This is a genomic window from Variovorax sp. GW531-E2 (assembly GCF_059423125.1).
Genome location: NZ_JBWKXQ010000010.1, coordinates 20,810 through 40,949, shown reverse-complemented (window position 1 = coordinate 40,949; position 20,140 = coordinate 20,810). Strand labels below are relative to the sequence as shown.

The following is a 20,140-nucleotide window of genomic DNA, read 5'->3' as shown; positions in this document are numbered from 1 at the left end:
CTGGATACCGTCGACACCCTCTCCCCCTCGCGATCATTCATCCCGTCACACACATGGGAAGAGCAGCGGCGGAGGGAATGGAGAGAGCCGTTGAGGAGAGAGGCCGGAGCGCCTTCAATGGGCGATGGTCCGGGTGTGGCGTCACGCGGGACTGCACAAGTCCTTCCTGGCCGGGTGGCTCACGCTCATGGCCATCCGGCATCTTTTGAATCGCCGTCAGGCGTGCGAGGCGGCGTGACCGCCAGCAGCTGCAGCCTCGGCCTTCGCCTCGCCCGGCAACTCCACCATCGGCCCGCTGCCGCTGTAGCGGTCGAGCGCCAGGTAGATCGCGGGCGTGATGTACAGCGTGATCACCTGCGAGAAGATCAGCCCGCCCACCACCGCCACGCCCAGCGGCTGGCGCAGCTCGGCGCCGGCGCCCAGGCCCAGCGCGAGCGGCAGTGCGCCCATCAGCGCGGCCAACGTGGTCATCAGGATCGGACGGAAACGCAGCCGGCAGGCTTCGCGGATCGCGTCGACCGGCTGCATGCCCTCGGTGCGCTGCGCGTCGAGCGCGAAGTCGATCATCATGATCGCGTTCTTCTTCACGATGCCGATCAAGAGCAGGATGCCGATGGTCGCGATCAGCGTGAGGTCGAAACCGAAGAGCTTCAGCGAGATGAGCGCCCCCACCGCCGCCGAGGGCAGGCCCGCCAGGATGGTGAGGGGGTGGATGTAGCTCTCGTACAGCACGCCCAGCAGCACGTAGATGACCAGCACCGCGAGCACCAGCAGCACGGCCTGGCTGCCCTGCGAACTCTGGAACACCGCCGCGTCGCCGCCGTAGGTCGTGATGATCGACTGCGGCATCTTCAGCTCGTCCTTGAAGCGGTCGATCTTCGCGGTCGCGTTGCCCAGCGGCACGTCGGGGCCGAGGTTGAACGACACCGTCACCGCCTGCAGCTGGCCCTGGTGGTTGACCGAGGTCGGCCCCACGGTGCGCTTGACGGTCGAGAAAGCCGACAGCGGCACCAGCTTGCCGGTGGTGCTGCGCACCGACAGGCGCGCCACGTCTTCCTCGAACTGGCGGTCGCTGTCGGCCGCCGACAGGATGACCTGGTAGGTGTTGCTGGCGCCGTAGATGCTGCCGATCTGGCGGTCGCCATACGCGTTGTACAGCGCGGTGCGCAGGTCGCCCACGGCCACGCCGAGCACGCCGGCCTTGTCGCGGTCGATCTCGAGCGTGGCCTGCAGGCCGCGGTTCTGCGAGTCGCTGGTCACGTCGCGGAAGTCGGGGTCGGCGCGCATGCGCTCCATGAGCTTCGTCGACCACGGCACCATCTCACCGGCGTTCACGCTCTGCAGCGTGTACTGGAAGCGCGCCTTGCTCTGGCGTCCGCCCAGGCGCAGGTTCTGCACCGGCTGCATGTAGACGGCAATGCCCGGAATCTCGCGGAAGCGCTGGCGCAGCGACTCGAGCACCTTGGCCATCTTGGGGCGCTCGCTGCGCGGCTTGAGCACCGCGAACAGCCGGCCCGAGTTCTGCGTGGCGGTCGGGCCGCCCACGCCGACGAAGGAGCTCACGTAGTCCACGCTCGGGTCGGCCTTGAGCGCGGCGGCCACGCGGTCCTGCAGCGCCTTCATGGCGGTGAACGAAATGTCTTCGGCCGCCTCGGTGGTGATCTGGATCTGGCCGATGTCTTCCTCGGGGAAGAAGCCCTTGGGAATGCTGACGAAGAGCCAGGCCGTGACCACGAAGGTCAGCCCCGCCATGACCAGCATCAGCGCGCGGTGCCCGAGCGTCCAGTCGAGCGTGCGCATGTAGCCGCCGTGCACGGCGCGGTAGCCGCGCTCGAAGGCACGGCCGATCGCCGTGCCGGGCTCGGGGTGCTCTTCTTCGTGGTCGAGCGCGCCGGCCTTGCGCGGCACGTGCCTGAGCAGCCGACTCGCGAGCATGGGCACGAGCGTGAGCGACACCACGGCCGACACCAACACGGCCAGCGCCACCACCACGGCGAACTCGTGGAACAAGAGGCCGATCACGCCCGGCATGAAGAAGATCGGGATGAACACGGCCACCAGCGAGATCGAGATCGACACGATGGTGAAGCCCACCTCGCGCGCACCGCGCAGGGCGGCGGCCATCGGCTCCATGCCCTTCTCGACGTAGCGCATGATGTTTTCGAGCACCACGATGGCGTCGTCCACCACCAGGCCCACGGCCAGCGTGATGCCCAGCAGCGAGACGTTGTCCAGGCTGTAGCCGAAGGCGTACAGCAGCGCCACGGCGCCGATCAGCGAGATCGGGATGGTGGCCGCCGGAATCAGCGTGGCCACCAGCCGGTGCAGGAACAGGAAGATCACCAGCACCACCAGCGCGATGGTGCCCAGCAAGGTGAGCTGCACGTCGTGCACCGCCTCGCGGATCGAGAGCGAGCGGTCGTTGACCATGTGGATCTCGACCGACTGCGGCAGCTCGGCCTTGAAGCGCGGGATGAGCGCACGCACCGCGTCCACCACCTGCACGGTGTTGGCATTGGGCTGGCGCTGCACGGCCAGCGAAATCGAGTCTTGCCCGTTGAAGCTGCTGGCGGTCTTGACCGACTCGAAGCTGTCTTCGAGCGTGGCCACTTCATCCAGCCGCACCGGCGCGCCGTTGCGTTGGGCAATGATCAGCTTGGCGAAGTCGGCCGCCTTCATGAGCTGGCGGTTGGCCTGGATGGTGAGCGTCTGGCGCGGGCCGTCGAGCGTGCCGACCGGCGTGTTGGCGTTGGCCGAGTTCACGGCCTTGGCCAGCTCGTCGAGCGTGATGTTGCGCGCGTTGAGCAGGTCGGCGTTGGCCTTGATGCGCACCGCGAAGGCCTTGCGCCCGTACACGCCCACCTGCGCCACACCGTCGATGGTCGAGAGCGTGGGCGAAATCAGGTTCTCAGCGTAGTCGTTGAGCTCCGACGGGTTCATCGACGGCGAGATCAACGCGATGAACAGCACCGGCGCGTCGGCCGGGTTCACCTTGCGGTACGAAGGCAGCTGCGTCAGTTCTTGCGGCAGCTGGCGCTGGGCGCGCAGCAGCGCGGCCTGCACGTCGACCGCGGCGGCGTCGATGTCGCGGCTGCTGACGAATTCGAGCGTGAGCGAGCTCACGCCCTGGGTGTTCACCGAGCTGATGGTCTGCAGGCCGGGGATGGTCGAGAACTGCTTTTCGAGCGGCAGCGCGACCGAACTCGCCATGGTGTCGGGGCTGGCGCCCGGCAGCTGCGCGTTGACGTTGATGACCGGCGTGTTGTAGCTGGGCAGCGCCGCCACCGGGATGCTGAAGTACGCAAAGATGCCGATGACCACGACGGCCGCCGACAGCAGCACCGTCATCGCCGGACGGCGGATGCAGAGCTCGGAGATGTTCATTCGGCAACCTCCGCGCTTCGCGCTGCGGTATTCGCCTTGGGAGCGGCCCGGCGGCTCATGCCCGTTCTCGCGCCGGCTGGATGTCCGACGAAGCCGCGCTGCCGGGCGTGACGCCCGTGGTGCCGTTGGCGGGGGCCCCACCCGGCCCGGCCGGCGCCTTGACGTCGATGCGCACCTTGCCACCCGGGCGCACGTTCTGGCTGCCTTCGATCACGACCTGCTCGCCGGGCGTCACGCCGCTCACGGCCACCTTGGTGCCGAAGGTGTGGAGCACCTTGACCTGGCGACGTGCCGCGTTGCGCTCGGCATCGACCACGTACAGCGTGGCGCCGTCGGACAGCATCATGAGCGCCGCGGCCGGCACCACCGTGACGCCGTCGAGCATGCGCACCGTGATGCGCGTGTTGACGAACTGGCCGGGCCACAGGCTCTGGTCGGCGTTGGCGAACACAGCCTTGGCGCGCACGGTGCCGATCTGCGGATCGACCGTGTTGTCGACGAAATCGAGCGTGCCGAACAGCGGCTCGCGCCGGCCCGTGACCAGCGCCTCGACCTTGGCGCGCGTGCGCGCCGCGGCCAGCAGGTCCTGCAGGTTGCCCTCGGGCACCGGGAAGCTCACGGCGATCGGGTCGAGCTGGGTGATGGTGACCAGCGACAGCGTGGGCTGCACCAGCGTGCCCGGGTAGATGTTGACGGCGCCGATGCGCCCCGCGATGGGCGCGCGCAGCGTGGCGTAGCCCAGCGCCACCTGCGCCGACTGCACGGCCGCGCGGTCGGCCGCCACGGCGGCGCGCTGCGCCTGGAGCTGCGACAGCGTGGCATCGGCCGCGCTCTTGGCAATGAAGTTCTGTGCCACCAGGTCCTGGCTGCGCTTGTACTGGCGCTCCAGGTCGGCCATGGTGGCCTCGTCCTTCTGCTGCTGGGCCCGGGCGCGCGCCAGGTTGGCCTGGTCGTTGCGGTCGTCGAGCGTGAAGAGCAGCTGCCCTGCTTTCACGAACTGGCCTTCCTTGACGTGCACCGCGCTCACGGTGTTGGTGACCTGCGGACGCAGGTCGACGCTGTTGAGCGAAACCACGCTTCCGTTGACCTGCACCGTGACCGGCACGTCCTGCTTCTCGGCCGTGGCCAGCGTGACCAGCGCGGCGGGAGGCCCGGCGTTCGCGGACTTGGCATCCTTCGTGTCCTTCGTGACGGGCCGATCGCCCGACATGCGCCACCAGCCGCCTGCGACGGCTACGATCAACACGCCCGCGAGGGCGAAGGCGGCAGATTTCTTCATGGGTTCTTGTGCACTTTGGGCTGACAGCAGCTATTGGAGCAGTGGCCGACGCACGGTGTTCACGGGCGCCGTAAAGAAATGTAAAGCAGGCCGACGCAAAGCCCCCGCACCACCCGCTGCACCCGGTATGAGGGAAAACACCCCCTCGCTAAAATCGCCGGTCCACAGCCTCTGGATATACCCCATGAACCGCTGCAAGACACCCACGAAAACGCTCACTTCCCTCGCTATCTGCGCCGCCCTTGCCGGCGCCGCCGGTCTTTTCTCCCTCCAGGCCAGCGCCCAGGACGAGGTGCCCCGTCCGCAGACCCAGAACGAGTCGCTCAATGGCGGGCGCAACTTCCCCATCGGCACGCTGCGCGGCAAGTTCATGGTGACCAGCGCCCCCGACGTCGAGCTCGACGGCCGGGCCGACCGACTGGGCGCCGGCGCGCGCATCCGCAGCCCGCAGAACATGCTGGTGATGCCCGGCGCGATCATCGGCCAGAAGTACCTCGTGAACTACACGCGCGACGCCGCCGGGCTGCTGCGCGAGGTCTGGATCCTGACGCCCGACGAGGCCATGGCCAGCCGCGAATCGCTGAACAAGCCGTTCCTGAACATCTGGCCGTTCGTCTCGAACGACACGCTGAACACGCAGTAACGCGGCCGGGCCGCAAGCAAGCAAAAATCCGCGGGCGCCACGCGCGCCTCGCAGCCCTTCCTCTTTGCGAAGGGCACAGAGAGCTCCCCATGAAAAAAGTATTCATCAAGACCTTCGGCTGCCAGATGAACGAGTACGACTCGGACAAGATGGCCGACGTGCTCCACGCCGCGCAGGGCTACGAGCCCACGCAGAACGTGGACGAGGCCGACCTCATCCTGTTCAACACCTGCTCGGTGCGCGAGAAGGCGCAGGAGAAGGTGTTCTCCGACCTCGGCCGCGTGAAGCACCTGAAGGCCAAGGGCGTGAAGATCGGCGTGGGCGGCTGCGTGGCGAGCCAGGAAGGCCAGGCCATCATCGCGCGCGCACCCTACGTCGACATCGTGTTCGGCCCGCAGACGCTGCACCGCCTGCCCGAGATGCTGAACGACCGCGAGCGCCTGGACCGCCCGCAGGTGGACATCAGCTTCCCCGAGATCGAGAAGTTCGACCACCTGCCGCCCGCGCGCGTCGAAGGCGCGACCGCCTTCGTGTCGATCATGGAAGGCTGCTCCAAGTACTGCAGTTACTGCGTGGTGCCCTACACCCGCGGCGAGGAAGTGAACCGCCCCCTGGACGACGTGCTGGTCGAGATCGCCGGACTGGCCGACCAAGGCGTGCGCGAGATCACGCTGCTGGGCCAGAACGTGAACGCCTACCGCGGCAAGATGGGCGACACCGCCGAAATCGCCGACTTCGCGCTGCTCATCGAATACGTCGCCGAGATCCCCGGCATCGAGCGCATCCGCTACACCACGAGCCACCCGAACGAGTTCACGCCCCGGCTCATCGAGGCCTACGCCAAGGTGCCGCAGCTCGTCTCGCACCTGCACCTGCCGGTGCAGCACGGCAGCGACCGCATCCTCATGGCCATGAAGCGCGGCTACACGGCCATGGAATACAAGAGCACGGTGCGCAAGCTGCGCGCCATCCGGCCCGACCTCGCATTGAGCAGCGACTTCATCGTCGGCTTCCCCGGCGAGACCGACGCCGACTTCGACAAGATGATGAAGCTCATCGACGACTGCCAGTTCGACAACAGCTTCAGCTTCATCTTCAGCCCGCGCCCCGGCACGCCCGCCGCCGCGCTGCAGGACGACACGCCGCACGAAGTGAAGCTGGCGCGCCTGCAGACGCTGCAGCGCGTGATCGACGGCAACGTGCGCCGCTTCGGCGATGCGCTGGTGGGCAGCACGCAGCGCGTGCTGGTCGAGGGCGCCTCGCGCAAGGACGCCAACGAACTCATGGGCCGCACCGCCTGCAACCGCGTCGTCAACTTCGAAGGCGACGCCCGCCTCGTGGGCCAGATGGCCGACCTGCGCATCACCCGCTCGCTGGCCTACACGCTGCGCGGCGAAGTGGTCACGCGCGAATCGGCCCTGGCTGCCGCTACGGCGCTCGCCCACTGATGGCGAAACGTCCATCCGTCCGGGGCTCGTTCCAGCAGCTCCTGCTGTTCGCCTTCCTGCTGATCACCGCGCTGCTGGTGGGCGTGGCGCTGCGCTCGGTGCTGCAGTACGACGCGCTCGTCACGCAAAGCCGCGACGCCGCCGCGCGCGCGCTGCGCCTGTCGGGCGCCTCGCAGTCGCTGGCCGAGCGCAGCGCGGCCATGGAACGCGCGGGACGCCAGTCGCTGGTGCTCAACGACGCCGTGCTGCGCCGCCGCTTCGACGAGGCGGCGCGCGAAGCCCACCAGGTGCTGGAGCGCCTGGAGCGCAACGGCCTGCCGGCCGCCGGCATCGACATGTGGCGCAGCCAGCTCGGCGTGATCGAAGGGCTGCTCGGCGGCAGCCCCGACAGCGCCCTGGCGCGCGAAAGCACGATGGCGATGCAGTTCCGCGAACTTGACGCGCTCAACACCAACATCGCCCAGCAGGCGCAGTTCCTGATCGAAACGCAGAACGACGCGCTGGCCAAGCGCATCGAGAACGCGCGCCGCCGGCTGATGCGCGAGGTGGTGGCTGCCAGCGTGCTGGCCGTGTCGCTGGCGCTGGCCTTCGGCATCTGGCTGGCGCGCCCCTTCAAGCGGCTCGAGAACGCCATCGTCGGCCTGGGCCAGAACCGGCTCGACGAACCGATCGACATTCGCGGCCCGGCCGACGTGCGGCGCGTGTCGCAGCAGCTCGAATGGCTGCGCCTGCGCCTGACCGAACTCGACGCCGACAAGGCGCGCTTTTTGCGCCACGTGTCGCACGAACTGAAGACGCCGCTGGCGGCGCTGCGCGAAGGCGTGTCGCTGCTCGAGGACGGCGTGACCGGCCCGCTGAACCCGGCCCAGCTCGAGGTCGCGCAGATCCTGCAGCAGAACACCGTGTCGCTGCAGAACCAGATCGAGGCGCTGCTGCGCTTCAACGCCGCCGCCTTCGAGGCGCGCGAGCTGCGCCGCGAGCGCACCGAGCTGCTGCCGCTGATCGAGGAGCAGATCGAGGCCCAGCGCCTGCAGTGGCAGGCGCACGGCCTGCGCGTGCGCGCCGAGGGCGAGCCGATCGCCCTCACGGTCGACCGCACCAAGCTCGGCACCGCCATCGCCAACCTGCTGTCGAACGCGATCCGCTTCTCGGCCGCGGGCGGCGTGATCACGCTGGCCGTGTCGGGCACGCCCGAGGCGGTGCACATCGACGTGTGCGACGCCGGCCCCGGCATTGCCGTGAACGACCGCGACCGCATCTTCGAACCCTTCTTCCGCGGCGAGCGCCAGCCAGAGCACACGGTGAAAGGCACCGGCATCGGACTTTCCATCGTGCAGGAGTACATTGCAGCCCATGGGGGCCGCATCGCCCTGCTGCCGGACGGCCCCGGTGCACGCTTTCGCATCGAACTGCCGCGCACGACCTGACCCCGGACACCCCACCCACACCGCCCCGCGCCTTTTCGACCCATGTTCCTTTCGTTCGTCCGCAGATCCACCTTCGCCGGGGCCATGGCCGTGCCATGCGCCCTGCTGCTGGCGGCCTGCGCCTCCCAGCCCAAGCCGCCGGCCGAAGCCGACGCGCTGCCGCCGCCCGTGGCCGCGCCGCGCGTCGTGCCGGTCGAGGCCGAGCCCCGCGCGCCGGCCACGCAGCCGGCCTCGCTCTTCACGCAGCTCACCCAAGGCCCCGTCGCAACCATGCTGGCCTATGCCGACAAGGTGCGCCCGCTGGGCGGCGCCGACCTGAGCGCCGAAATTGCGCGCGTCAGCGAACAGGGCGAAACGCCCGCGGCGCAGATGCAGCTGGCGATCCTGCTCGCACAGACCCGCGTGCCGGCCGACCTGGCGCGCGCGCTGGGCCTGCTGCAGCGCGTGATCGCCAACCCGGCGCCCGAGGCGCAGCCGCTGCATCCGCTCGCGCGGGCGCTGGCGGCGCGCTATGTCGAGCAGCGCCGCGTCGAGGACGACCGCGACAAGCAGGTGCAGCAGCTGCGCGACAGCCAGCGCCGCATCGACCAGCTCAACGAGCGCATCGAGGCGCTGCGCGCCATCGAGCGCAGCTTCGCCCGGCCGAACACGCCGGCACCCACGCCCTCCAACGGAAGCCGAACGAATCCATGAGTACCACTGGTGCCCGCCTCCTCGTGGTCGATGACGACCCGGACATGCTGCGGCTGCTCTCGATGCGGCTGGTGTCGGCGGGCTACCAGGTCACGGCCGTCACCTCGGCCGAGACCGCGCTCACGCAGCTCGAGATCGAGCACCCGCAACTGGTGCTCAGCGACGTGCGCCTGCCCGGGCGCGACGGCCTGCAGCTGTTCGACGAGATCCGCAAGCGCCACCCGACGCTGCCGGTGATCCTGCTGACCGCGCACGGCACCATTCCCGACGCGGTCGAGGCCACGGCGCGCGGCGTGTTCACCTACCTCACCAAGCCCTACGACGCACGCGAACTGCTCGAGAAGATCGCGCAGGCGCTGGCGCTCGGCGCTCCCGCGGCCACGCCGAGCAAGACCGGCGACGACAGCTGGCGTTCGGAAATCGTGAGCCGCAGCAACCGCATGGCCGAGCTGCTGGCCGAGGCGCGCATGGTCGCCAAGTCGGACGCCTCCGTGCTGCTGCGCGGCGACTCCGGCGCCGGCAAGGAACTGCTGGCGCGCGCCATCCACAAGGCCAGCGCGCGCGCCGACAAGCCCTTCGTGGCGGTCAACTGCGGCGCCATTCCCGAGGCGCTGCTCGAATCCGAGCTGTTCGGCCACATGAAGGGCGCATTCACCGACGCCCACGCGAACCACAAGGGCCTGTTCCAGCAGGCCGACGGCGGCACGCTGCTGCTCGACGAAATCGGGGACATGCCGCCCGCGCTGCAGGTCAAGCTGCTGCGCGTGCTGCAGGAGCGCGCGGTGCGCCCGCTGGGCGCGAGCCAGTCGATCGAGGTCGACGTGCGCATCGTCTCGGCCACCCACCGCGACCTGGACGCCGCGATGGAAGCCGGCCAGTTCCGCGAAGACCTCTATTACCGCCTGAACGTGGTGACGCTCACGCTGCCGCCGCTGTCAGCGCGGCGCGAGGACATTCCGCTTTTGGCCAACCACTTCCTGCAGAAGCTGTCGACCAAGTACGGCAAGCGGCTGTCGGGCTTCGCGCCCGAGGCGCTGAAAGCGCTGACCACCGCCGCGTGGCCGGGCAACGTGCGCCAGCTCTACAACGTGGTGGAGCAGGTCTGCGCGCTGTCGGGCTCGCCGCTGATCCCGCTGGCGCTGGTGCAGCGCGCGCTGCGCGTGCCGAGCGTGGAGGTGCTCACCTACGCCGAGGCCAAGCAGCGTTTCGAGCGCGACTACCTCGTCGGCCTGCTCAAGCTGACCGACGGCAACGTGGCCGACGCGGCCCGCCTGGCCGACCGAAACCGCACCGAGTTCTACCGCCTGCTGCAGAAGCACGAGCTCACGCCGGGCAACTTCAAGGCCGACGTTGTCGCTCCCGGCGGCGACCCTGTCGCCGAGTAGCGACAGGCCTAAGTCGTTGATTTGAAAGGCTGTTTCCCGAGGGCCTCCCCGGCCTGTCGGGATTCGGCGACAAAAACGGGGGTTTCGGGGGCCCGGCAGGCCCCTCCCCCACGGAAAACGATTCCGAGTCACGCCAAGTCGTTGATTTGAAAGCGTTTTTCCAGGCTGGCACAGGGTTTGCCCCTGTACTGGCATGACAGCACTTACCAGCCCATCTTTCGCACTGCGTCCGCAGCGCGACGGCCTGCGTCAAAAGCAGTTTTCCTCCTCGCGGCCCCGTGCCGCGGGCCATTCGCTGACCGCGCTCTCCGGCGTCGGCGGCGCCGCCACGGACTGCGTCTTCAAGCGCCTTCCGGCCATTGGCGACACCCCCCTCGACAAGCAACGTTGGTGAATGAACCGATGAAGCCGAACGACTTCTCCCACCTCAACGTCCTCGCCGAATCCGATTTCGCACGCCGCAGCGCGCTGCGCGAGGAACGCCACCCCAACGCCGTCACCGCACCGCCGCTGAACCGCGGTTCCATGGCACCGCGCCCCTGGCGTGGTTTCTGGAACAGCCTCGGCACCGCGCTGCTCGTGCGCCTGGGCGCCGGCCGCAATGCCGACAGCGCCCCCGCCGCCAAGCAAGCCACCCCGGCCCCGCAGGCCTGGGAACGCGCCGCCGGCCAGCGCCGCCTCGCCTTCATGCTGCTCACGCTGCTGAGCACCGTGATCGCGTCGTCGCTGTTCGCCAGCGTGCAACCCGACTACGACAACGTCTGGCTCGAATACGGCCAGATCGGCCTGTACGGCCTGCTCTCGGGCTGGGTCGTCACCGGCTTCGTGACTGCGCTCATGGGCTTCTATGTCTCCGTGCGCGGTGACAAGCACGCCCTCTCGGCGAAACAGGTGGCCCACCACCCGATGAACCCCGAGGCACGCACCGCGATCATCATGCCGATCTGCAACGAGGACGTGGCCACCGTGTTCGCCGGCCTGCGCGCCACCTGCGAATCGGTTGCCTCCACGGGCCACGCCAAGCAGTTCGACGTGTTCGTGCTGTCCGACAGCTACAACCCCGAGACCGCCGCCGCCGAACGCGCCGCCTGGGAAGACCTGCGCGCCGCGCTGGCCGAGAGCCCGAACCAGCCGCAGGTCGAGGTGTACTACCGCCTGCGCACCCGCCGCACGCACCGCAAGGCCGGCAACGTGGCCGACTTCTGCCGCCGCTGGGGCAAGGACTACCGCTACATGGTCGTGCTCGACGCCGACTCCGTGATGAGCGGCGACTGCCTGGCCTCGATGGTCAAGCTGATGGAAGCCAACCCCACCGCCGGCATCATCCAGACCGCGACGCAGGCCATCGGCCACGTCACGCTGCACGCCCGCGCCCAGCAGTTCGCTTCGCGCGTGACGGGTCGCCTGTTCACGCTGGGCATGCAGTTCTGGCAGCTCGGCGAGTCGCACTACTGGGGCCACAACGCGATCATCCGCGTCGAAGCCTTCATGAAGCACTGCGCACTGGCCCCGATCAAGGGCACCGGCGGCATGTCGGGCGGCATCATGTCGCACGACTTCGTCGAAGCCGCGCTGATGCGCCGCGCCGGCTACCACGTGTGGCTGGTGTCCGACCTGGTCGGCAGCTACGAGCAGCAACCACCGGACCTGCTGGCCGAACTGCAACGCGACCGCCGCTGGTGCCAGGGCAACCTGCAGAACGCCCGCCTGATGGCCGAGCCCGGCATCCACCCGGTGCACCGCGCGATGTTCGTGACCGGCACCATGGCGTACGTCTCGGCCCCGCTGTGGCTGGCCTTCCTGACGCTGGGCACCGCCCTGTGGCTGAGCGGCTCGAGCCTGGTGTCGAGCTGGAACGTGCTGCCCGCCGAACTGGCCGGCCTGTGGGTCTGGACCCTGTGCCTGCTGTTCCTGCCGCGCGTGCTGGGCATCGCCGCCGTGCTGATGCGCGGTGAGCAACGCCAGTACGGCGGTGTGTGGGGCCTGGTGAAGAGCTCGGTGCTCGAAGCCGGCCTGGCCATCGTGCAGGCTCCGGTGCGCATGCTGGCCCACTCGCTGTTCGTGCTGGTCGCTCTCACCGGCATCAAGCTCGACTGGAAGTCGCCCCCGCGTGAAGCCGCCGCCGTGCCGTGGAAGGTCGCTGCCTCGCAGCTGGCCCCCATGACGCTGGTGATCGCCATGCTGGCCGTCGGTGTCGCGATGATCGACCCGAGCGCGCTGATCTGGCTCATGCCCGTCGGCCTGCCGCTGCTGCTGGCGATCCCGCTGACCGTGCTGACCAGCCAGATCGCGCTGGGCACCACGCTGCGCGACCGCGGTTTCCTGCTGATTCCTGAGGAATCGCGTTCGCCCGCCGTGCTGCGCCGCGCCTGGATGCATGCGCTGCGCCTGGCGCGCCCGGCGGCGCTGGCTGCAGCCTGAAAGGGCTGATGCGCTGAAACCCTCTGTCGCATCTCGAAAGAACAAGCCGGCCATTGCGCCGGCTTTTTTCATGCCGCAAACTGCACGGCACGCCGATTAACGAAAGTCGATTTTTGGACGAATAATCAGCGGTTGAAAGACGCAGCGCCGAGCGCAATGAACCAGCCGCACCGCGAAGAACATGAGACGCACAAGACTGGTGATACGCCTTACCTAAGCGCCTAAAAATTCCTGGCTTTGCCGCACCGACCTGCCAGAATCTTCCAAACAAAAGTGCTATATGCCATTTCAGATACTCCCTAAACCTTCGCTCTCGCAGGCCGAACCAAATATTCGAACAATATTGGAGCACCTTGATCACAATCAAGTTGATTTAGGGTTAACGGAGGCCATTGCGTTTTTTAATTTCCCTTTATTCAGAGAAGAGGAAAATTTATTAATAGCACAGCTGGTAATTATCTCCCCAAATCATGGGGTTCTTTTGATTTCGACGGCCAATTCACTTCCATCCAACGAGCCAGAGAGCAGTGAAACGCTTGCTCAGCTGGAAGGTGCTTTTAGCCAAATATTCTCTCGATTAGTTAAATATCCAAAACTACGAAATGGCCGTGCTCAGCTTGGATTCCCGTTAGATGCAATTTTATGGATTCCGGAATCCTCATTGCCGGCAGGACCGCCGGTTACTGTTGGCCTCAACGCTTTAACTGCATGTTTGCGAAATCAAAAACTGCAACGAGAACTGACCGCGACAGTATTTGAGGAATTGGTCTCTGTCCTTGATGGGTCTAAGGTTTTAATTCGAGCAAAAGAACGCCGAGTCACAGGTTATTCGGCCACATCAAAAATAGCTCTGATATCAGAGCTAGAAGAAGAGATTCGCCGTTTCGATCGCGATCAGCGGGTCGCCTATATGACCGAGGTGTTGGGTACGCAGCGTATTAGAGGATTAGCCGGATCAGGGAAAACGGTTGTATTAGCCATGAAGGCAGCGCTTACAGCAATTCGCGATCCCGATGCACGAATTGCCGTAACATTTTATACAAAAAGCCTCTATCAACACCTCAAGCAACTCATTACAAGATTTTATCGGCTCCACGAGGACAAGGATCCGGATTGGAAAAAGATAAGAATCCTACATGCATGGGGAGGCCAAACAGCCCCGGGGCTTTACCATCTTGCGGCAAAAACCTTCGGGCATACCGCATTGACCTATGGCCAAGCAGCCTCCAAAGACAAAAATCAACCCTTTGCATATGCCTGCAGCCTTCTGATCAAAGATACCGCGGTGGCAGACCTTTTTGACTATGTCTTTGTCGATGAAGCTCAAGATTTCCCCCCCGAGTTTATGACTTTGGCAATTCAGCTTGCAAAAGAAGAGAAACTAGTCATTGCCTACGATGCCTTTCAAACCATTTTTGATGTCGAAGCACCTACCGCCAGCTCACTGTTTGGGACAAATTCTTCAGGAGACACGTTAGTAAATTTCGATGAAGACATCATCCTTCACAAGTGCTATCGAAATCCTAGGGAAATTTTAGTTTGCGCCCATGCAATCGGCTTTGGAATATATGGAAAAAGAATCGTGCAGATGCTTGAATCCGAAGATCATTGGAATGACCTTGGATACGTCGTATCGAGTGGCAAGCTGATCAGCGGTGAGAATGTAAGAGTAGACAGGCCGGAGGAAAACTCCCCATCGTCAATCAGTAAACAACAAAGCGTGGACGAGTTGGTTTCCGTTAAGGTATGCGGCAGCCTCACCGAGGAAGTCAACCATGTTGTTGACAAGATCGTGCATGACACAAAAATAGAAGGTATATCACCTGAGGATATTTTGGTGATATGTGCTGATGACCGAAATGCTCAAGGATATTTCAACGTACTCCAAAAAGCACTGCGCGAGGTCGGGATAGCAACAAATAACCTTCAAGAGGATTCCTACTCAATCAGGGATTTTCAGAGCGAGGGAAAAGTAACTCTCTCTACTGTTTACAAGGCAAAGGGCAATGAAGCCTACGTCGTTCATCTGATGGGTATCGACGGAGTTTTTAACTCACGAACACCGAAAAACAGAAACCGTGCATTTACTGCAATGACGAGGGCAAAAGGATGGTTGAGTGTTACCGGAATAGGAGTTTCAGCGCAGGCGTTTGAAATTGAATTAGCCGAAGCAAAACGCAATTTACCCAGCCTTGTATTTGAATACCCGCAACCCGAAGAACTCTTAGTGATGAAGCGAGATTTGACGCGGGCGGCTCCTGAGGAGGTCGACGAAGCAATTTCAAGACTTGCAAACGATATGGAGCCAGAAGAGCTTGAACAGCTTCTTATGCGAAGGCTCAGAGAAGTTCGCTCTCGGAAAAAGCCAAGAAAAAAGACATCCTAATCGTATGCAACTTAGCGACTTTCGCCCATATTTTCGATATGCCGGAATCTCAATCGAATATACCGCAGCGGAGCATTTTCGAGCCAATCAAGAAATTAGCTTTGCGCTTAGGGAGCTTGACTACACCGATCAATGGAAATTGGCGCTTCGTGAAAAATGGCTTCACTTCCTTCTAGAAGACAAGTCATTTTTTCTTTTCTCAGAAGAAAACAATAAAAAAAGCTACAGCTTTTATCCCTGCCCCCTTGACATCCCGACATTAAGGCAATTTCTCGCAGAGCGTGGACTATCAGTTTCCGCAAAGAACATCCAGGATCACGAAGAGGAATATGGCTTGGTATTAGAAACGGCGAATTTACGCACGCATATTGCACCAATTCGATACGATGAAGATTCGCTTGCCTATCGTGGATGCACACATCCGACCGCGCACCTGCACATCGGATTTGATAACGAAATACGCTTTGCTTTTCGGCGGCACCTAACTCCATTGGCTTTTGTTTTACTTGTCATTCGACAGCATTACCCTCGAAACTGGGATCGACTACTGCCGCGCGCAGAGGAACTGCGAATATCCAGAAAAATCCGTAGCGAACTCCCTTTAGTGGAAGACCCTCATTGGGTTGAAATAGACGAGTTACAAACCTATTTGGCGTAAACCTCGACAGCCATTCCAAGTGGTACCCCAAGTCTTGGCGTAAAAAAGAAGGCTCGCAGGTACAACCCTGAGAGCCTTTTGTCTTATGGGAGGCACTTGCCCGCCTAGAACGGCAGCTTCGGCCCACCAGCCCCACCCATTCCGCCCATGCCCTTCATGCCGCCCATCTTCTTCATCATCTTCATCAGGCCGCCGCCCTTCATCTTCTTCATCATCCCCTGCATCTGCTCGAACTCGTTGAGCAGCCGGTTCACTTCCTGAACCTGCACACCCGCGCCGGCCGCGATGCGGCGCTTGCGCGTGGCCTTGAGCAGCTCGGGCTTGCGGCGCTCCAGCGGCGTCATGCTCTGGATGATTCCTTCCTTGCGGCGGATGTCGCGCTCGGCGCGCGTCATGTCGGCCTCGGTGGCCTTGGCGGCCATCTGCTGCGGCAGCTTGTCCATCAGGCTGGAGAGGCCGCCCATCTGCTTCATCTGCTGCAGCTGGCCGAGGAAGTCGTTCAGGTCGAAGCCCGCGCCGCTCTTGACCTTGGCGGCCAGCTTCTGCGCCGCCGCCACGTCGACGCCGGCCGTGACCTGCTCGACCAGCGCGACGATGTCGCCCATGCCCAGGATGCGGCCCGCGTGGCGCTCGGCATCGAACACCTCGAGGCCGTCGATCTTCTCGCTCACACCGGCGAACTTGATCGGCACGCCCGTCACCTGGCGCACCGACAGCGCCGCACCGCCGCGCGAATCGCCGTCGGTCTTGGTCAGGATGATGCCGGTGAGGGGCAGCGCCTCCTTGAAGGCCTTGGCGGTGTTGATCGCGTCCTGGCCCTGCATGGCATCGACCACGAACAGGGTTTCGACCGGATCGAGCTCGGCGTGCAGCTGCTTGATTTCGGTCATCAGCACTTCGTCGATCGCCAGGCGGCCGGCCGTGTCGACCAGCAGCACGTCGAAGTAGTGGCGCCTGGCGTGGTCGAGCGCGGCGCGCGCGATGTCCAGCGGCTTCTGGTCGGGCGTGCTCGGGAACCACTCGGCGCCGGCCTGCTTGGTGACGGTCTTGAGCTGCTCGATGGCGGCCGGGCGGTACACGTCGCCCGACACGGTGAGCACCTTCTTCTTGCGCTTCTCGATCAGGTGCTTGGCGAGCTTGGCCGTGGTGGTGGTCTTGCCGGCGCCTTGCAGGCCGGCCATGAGGATCACCGCCGGCGGCTGGGCCGCGAGGTTGATGTCGGACACGCCCTCGCCCATGGTGGCGGCGAGTTCGCGGTTGACGATGCCCACCAGCGCCTGGCCCGGCTTGAGCGAGCCCAGCACTTCCTGGCCGAGCGCCTTCTCCTTCACGCGGGCGACGAAGTCACGCACCACGGGCAGCGCCACGTCGGCCTCCAGCAGCGCCATGCGCACCTCGCGCAGCATGTCCTGCACGTTGCTTTCGGTGATGCGCGCCTGGCCGCTCATCGTCTTGACGAGGCGGGAGAACTTTTCGGTGAGGGCGGTGGCCATGAAGGAAATACCTTGTTGTCCGCGGCAGCGGACCGATGGAAAGTCGTGAAAACCTGGAAGCGGTATGTGGGCCCGCTCTCTCGCGGGGGGCGCCCCCGGCGGGGTGGGCGAAGCGACGCGACGTGCGCGAAGCCGGGGGGCGAGCCTATACACTCCACCGATGATTTTAGCGATCCCCTCCCCACTCGGCGTGGCACTGGGCATCGCCACCGCGGCAGCCTACGGTTTTGCCGCTGCCGCCGGTGCGCGGCTCAGCCGCCAGACCACCCAATGGGCGCTCGGCATCGCATGGCTGCTGCACGCTGCGGTGCTCGGCCACGGGCTGATCGGCGGCGACCCTCGCTTCGGTTTTGCGCCGGCGCTGTCGGTCACGGCGTGGCTGGTGCTCACGGTCTACGCGGTCGAAAGCCGCCTGTATCCGCAACTGAAGGCACGCCGCGCGCTGGCCTGGCTGGGCGCAGCGGCCGTGCTGCTGGCGCTGCTGTTCCCGGGCACGCCGCTGCATGTCAGCGCCTCGCCCTGGCTGCCGCTGCACCTCGCACTGGGCATCGCCTCGTACGGCCTGTTCGGCGCCGCCGTGGTGCACGCCTGGCTGATCACGCGGGCCGAAAAGCAGATCCGCCTCGCCAGCGCCGATGCGCAGGCCGGCGTGCCGCTGCTCACGCTGGAACGGCTCACCTTCCGCTTCGTCACGGCGGGCTTCGTGCTGCTGTCGGCCACGCTGCTGGCCGGCCTGCTGTTCAGCGAACAGCTCTACGGCGCCGCCGGCCGCGCCTGGAAGTGGGACCACAAGACCATCTTCTCGGTGCTCGCCTGGCTCAGCTTCGCGGTCCTGCTGACCGGGCGCGCGCGCTTCGGCTGGCGCGGACGCACGGCGCGGCGCGTGCTGTATGCGGGCGCGGCGCTGCTGCTGCTGGCCTACGTGGGCTCGCGCTTCGTGCTCGAAGTCGTGCTGACGCGCCTGCCCGCATGAAGTACCTGCTCGTCCTCGCGGTGGTGTGGGTCGCGATCTGGCTCTGGCGCAAGAACCGGCGCGAAGAGATGCGCGACGCGCAGCAAGAACGCGCCAAGAAGGCACAGCAGCGCACGCCGGCCGTCGGCCCGCCGCAGGCGATGGTGCGCTGCGCCCACTGCGGGCTGCACCTGCCTGCGGCCGACGCACTCCCCGGGCCGGACGGCGCGGTGTTCTGCAGCGCCGCGCACCGCCAAGCCGGCACCTCCGCATGAGTTCGTTGCGCCGGTCGCGCGGCGAGCCGGCCACCGACTGGGACGTGCTCGACCTGGGCGCCGGCGACAGCACCGCGCTGCTGCGGCTGTGGCGCGGCTTCATGGCGGCGCGCTGCTTCGTGGCGGTGGTGCTGGTGCTGCTGCAGGGCGTGGCCTTCGCCATCGGGCAGGCCGTGCAACCGCTGCCGATCGTGCTGTCGGGCGGCTACCTCGTGCTGGCCTGGCTGGAGATGCGCTACGCGCACTTCGAGCCGCCGATCCGCGGCTTCTCCACCCTCTGGCTGCTGACCATCGGGGTCGACCTGGGCATCTTCAGCGCCTTGCAGGTGCTGCAGGGCGGCAGCGTCAACTACACGCCGCTGTTCGCGCTGCCCGTGCTGATGAGCGCGGTGCTCGGCACGCTGCTCGTCGGCCTGGGCACCACGGCCACCGTGACGCTGCTGCTGCTGGCCGACGCCGGCTGGCACTGGCTGCAGCAACCCGGCGATCCTTCGGCGCGCTTCGTGCAGGCCGCCCTCACCGGCACCGGCCTGTTCGTGGTGGCGCTGCTCGCGCACGAACTCGCGCGCCGGCTGGCGCGCGAGGAAGCGGTGGCGCAGCGCAGCCGCAGCCACGCGCAGATGCAGGCGCAGGTCAACGACCTGGTGATCGAAACCCTCAGCGAAGGCGTGCTGGTGATCGACACCGACGGCCTGGTGCACGCAGCCAACCCGGCGGCCGACGCGATCCTCGGCCAGGGCCTGGCGCAGCTGGCGCTGCCGTTCCCGCTGCACACCCAGCCGGCCTGGCACGCGCTGGCCGCGCTGGCGCGCCAGACCTTCGCCCGGCGCGCGCCGCAGACCGAAGAGATCCCGGTGGCGCAGGCACGCGGCGCGGCGCGCGAGGTGCGCGTGCGCACCCGGCTCACGCCCACCGACGACCGCCGCGCCGACAGCCTGTGCGTGATGTTCCTGCAGGACCTGCGCGAGCTCGAAGCCCGCATCCGCACCGAGAAGCTCGCCGCGATGGGCCGCATGTCGGCCGCGGTGGCGCATGAAATCCGCAACCCGCTGGCCGCCATCGCGCAAGCCAGCGCGCTGCTCAGCGAAGACCTGACCGACCCGGCGCACCGCAAGCTGACCGACATGGTGCAGCACAACGCGCAGCGCCTGGCGCGCATCGTGGACGACGTGCTCGACGTCTCGCGCGCGCGCCAGCAGCGCGTGCTCTCGCTGGGCGAGCAACTGGTGCTCGACCCGGCCGCGCAGATCCTGGCCGAGGAATGGATACGCCAGACGCAGCGCAAGGGCGTGCGCGTGGCGCTCGACGCGCCGGGCAGCGAGGTGCGCTTCGAGGCCGAGCACCTGCGCCGGCTGCTGGTGAACCTGCTGGACAACGCCGCGCGCTACGCCAGCCAGCGCGACGGCGCGATCCAGGTCATCACCACGGTGCAGCGCGCCGGCGTGCAGCGCGCCGCGTTGCTGGTGTGGAGCGACGGCGCGCCGCTGGAGCCGGCGGTGCAGCGCCACCTGTTCGAACCCTTCTTCTCGTCCGAGAGCCGCTCCAGCGGCCTGGGCCTGTTCCTGTGCCGCGAGCTGTGCCGGCGCCACGGCGCCACCATCGGCTACGAACGGCGCGCACTGGTGCCGGGCGGGCCCGAGGGCAATGAATTCTTCGTCAGCTTCGCACCGAGCGAAAACCGGCTGACACAATAGCG

General features: G+C 65.8%; 14 protein-coding genes. 11 read left to right on the top strand and 3 right to left on the bottom strand.

What is annotated here, in order from left to right; genetic code table 11:
* Positions 1-216 precede the first annotated feature (216 nt).
* Together AC07XP_RS09085 and AC07XP_RS09080 are read right to left on the bottom strand one after the other, a co-directional pair.
* The gene (locus AC07XP_RS09085) at positions 217-3,384 is read right to left on the bottom strand and encodes an efflux RND transporter permease subunit (protein ID WP_495264418.1); all 3,168 of its coding nucleotides are present in this window, start codon (positions 3,382-3,384) and stop codon (positions 217-219) included.
* A gap of 55 nt (positions 3,385-3,439) precedes the next feature.
* The gene (locus tag AC07XP_RS09080; RefSeq protein WP_495264497.1) at positions 3,440-4,594 is read right to left on the bottom strand and encodes an efflux RND transporter periplasmic adaptor subunit; all 1,155 of its coding nucleotides are present in this window, start codon (positions 4,592-4,594) and stop codon (positions 3,440-3,442) included.
* A 253-nt stretch (positions 4,595-4,847) separates the two neighbouring features.
* On the opposite strand from AC07XP_RS09080, the gene AC07XP_RS09075 reads away from it, so the two are divergent.
* The 8 genes from AC07XP_RS09075 (at position 4,848) to AC07XP_RS09040 (ending at position 15,724) form a co-directional block, all read left to right on the top strand.
* Positions 4,848-5,306, top strand: coding sequence for a hypothetical protein (locus AC07XP_RS09075; RefSeq protein WP_159273895.1), 459 nt, complete (start codon positions 4,848-4,850; stop codon positions 5,304-5,306).
* An 89-nt stretch (positions 5,307-5,395) separates the two neighbouring features.
* On the top strand, positions 5,396-6,754 hold the full coding sequence (gene miaB / locus AC07XP_RS09070; RefSeq protein WP_369631269.1) for a tRNA (N6-isopentenyl adenosine(37)-C2)-methylthiotransferase MiaB: 1,359 nt from the start codon (positions 5,396-5,398) through the stop codon (positions 6,752-6,754).
* A complete protein-coding gene (locus AC07XP_RS09065; RefSeq protein WP_095743632.1) occupies positions 6,754-8,181 on the top strand; it encodes a sensor histidine kinase in 1,428 nt (475 codons plus the stop codon). Before miaB ends, AC07XP_RS09065 begins: the two co-directional genes overlap by 1 nt.
* Positions 8,182-8,265: 84 nt before the next feature.
* Positions 8,266-8,874, top strand: coding sequence for a hypothetical protein (locus AC07XP_RS09060; RefSeq protein ID WP_495264417.1), 609 nt, complete (start codon positions 8,266-8,268; stop codon positions 8,872-8,874).
* Positions 8,871-10,259 carry a sigma 54-interacting transcriptional regulator gene (locus AC07XP_RS09055; protein ID WP_062480357.1) on the top strand — a complete coding sequence of 463 codons (1,389 nt, stop codon included), beginning with the start codon at positions 8,871-8,873 and terminating at the stop codon, positions 10,257-10,259. Before AC07XP_RS09060 ends, AC07XP_RS09055 begins: the two co-directional genes overlap by 4 nt.
* 402 nt (positions 10,260-10,661) lie before the next feature.
* The gene (mdoH, locus tag AC07XP_RS09050) at positions 10,662-12,680 is read left to right on the top strand and encodes a glucans biosynthesis glucosyltransferase MdoH (RefSeq protein ID WP_495264416.1); all 2,019 of its coding nucleotides are present in this window, start codon (positions 10,662-10,664) and stop codon (positions 12,678-12,680) included.
* Positions 12,681-12,960: 280 nt separating this feature from the next.
* Positions 12,961-15,066: a DEAD/DEAH box helicase gene (locus AC07XP_RS09045; protein ID WP_495264415.1), complete on the top strand. Its 2,106-nt coding sequence runs from the start codon at positions 12,961-12,963 to the stop codon at positions 15,064-15,066.
* Positions 14,996-15,724, top strand: a complete 729-nt coding sequence (locus AC07XP_RS09040; RefSeq protein ID WP_495264414.1) for a DUF2290 domain-containing protein — start codon at positions 14,996-14,998, stop codon at positions 15,722-15,724. Before AC07XP_RS09045 ends, AC07XP_RS09040 begins: the two co-directional genes overlap by 71 nt.
* Before the next feature lie 104 nt (positions 15,725-15,828).
* On the opposite strand, the gene ffh is transcribed toward AC07XP_RS09040, so the two are convergent.
* Positions 15,829-17,217, bottom strand: coding sequence for a signal recognition particle protein (gene ffh / locus AC07XP_RS09035; RefSeq protein ID WP_487848071.1), 1,389 nt, complete (start codon positions 17,215-17,217; stop codon positions 15,829-15,831).
* Positions 17,218-17,377: 160 nt separating this feature from the next.
* Here ffh and AC07XP_RS09030 point away from each other — a divergent pair, with 160 nt between their 5' ends.
* Genes AC07XP_RS09030 through AC07XP_RS09020 form a run of 3 tightly spaced genes read left to right on the top strand, consistent with a single transcriptional unit; the run spans position 17,378 to position 20,138 of the window.
* Positions 17,378-18,190, top strand: a complete 813-nt coding sequence (locus AC07XP_RS09030; protein WP_056575582.1) for a cytochrome C assembly family protein — start codon at positions 17,378-17,380, stop codon at positions 18,188-18,190.
* A complete protein-coding gene (locus tag AC07XP_RS09025; RefSeq protein ID WP_062480350.1) occupies positions 18,187-18,444 on the top strand; it encodes a PP0621 family protein in 258 nt (85 codons plus the stop codon). Before AC07XP_RS09030 ends, AC07XP_RS09025 begins: the two co-directional genes overlap by 4 nt.
* Complete coding sequence (locus AC07XP_RS09020; RefSeq protein ID WP_495264413.1) at positions 18,441-20,138, top strand: two-component system sensor histidine kinase NtrB; 1,698 nt, start codon at positions 18,441-18,443, stop codon at positions 20,136-20,138. Before AC07XP_RS09025 ends, AC07XP_RS09020 begins: the two co-directional genes overlap by 4 nt.
* Positions 20,139-20,140: the final 2 nt, after the last annotated feature.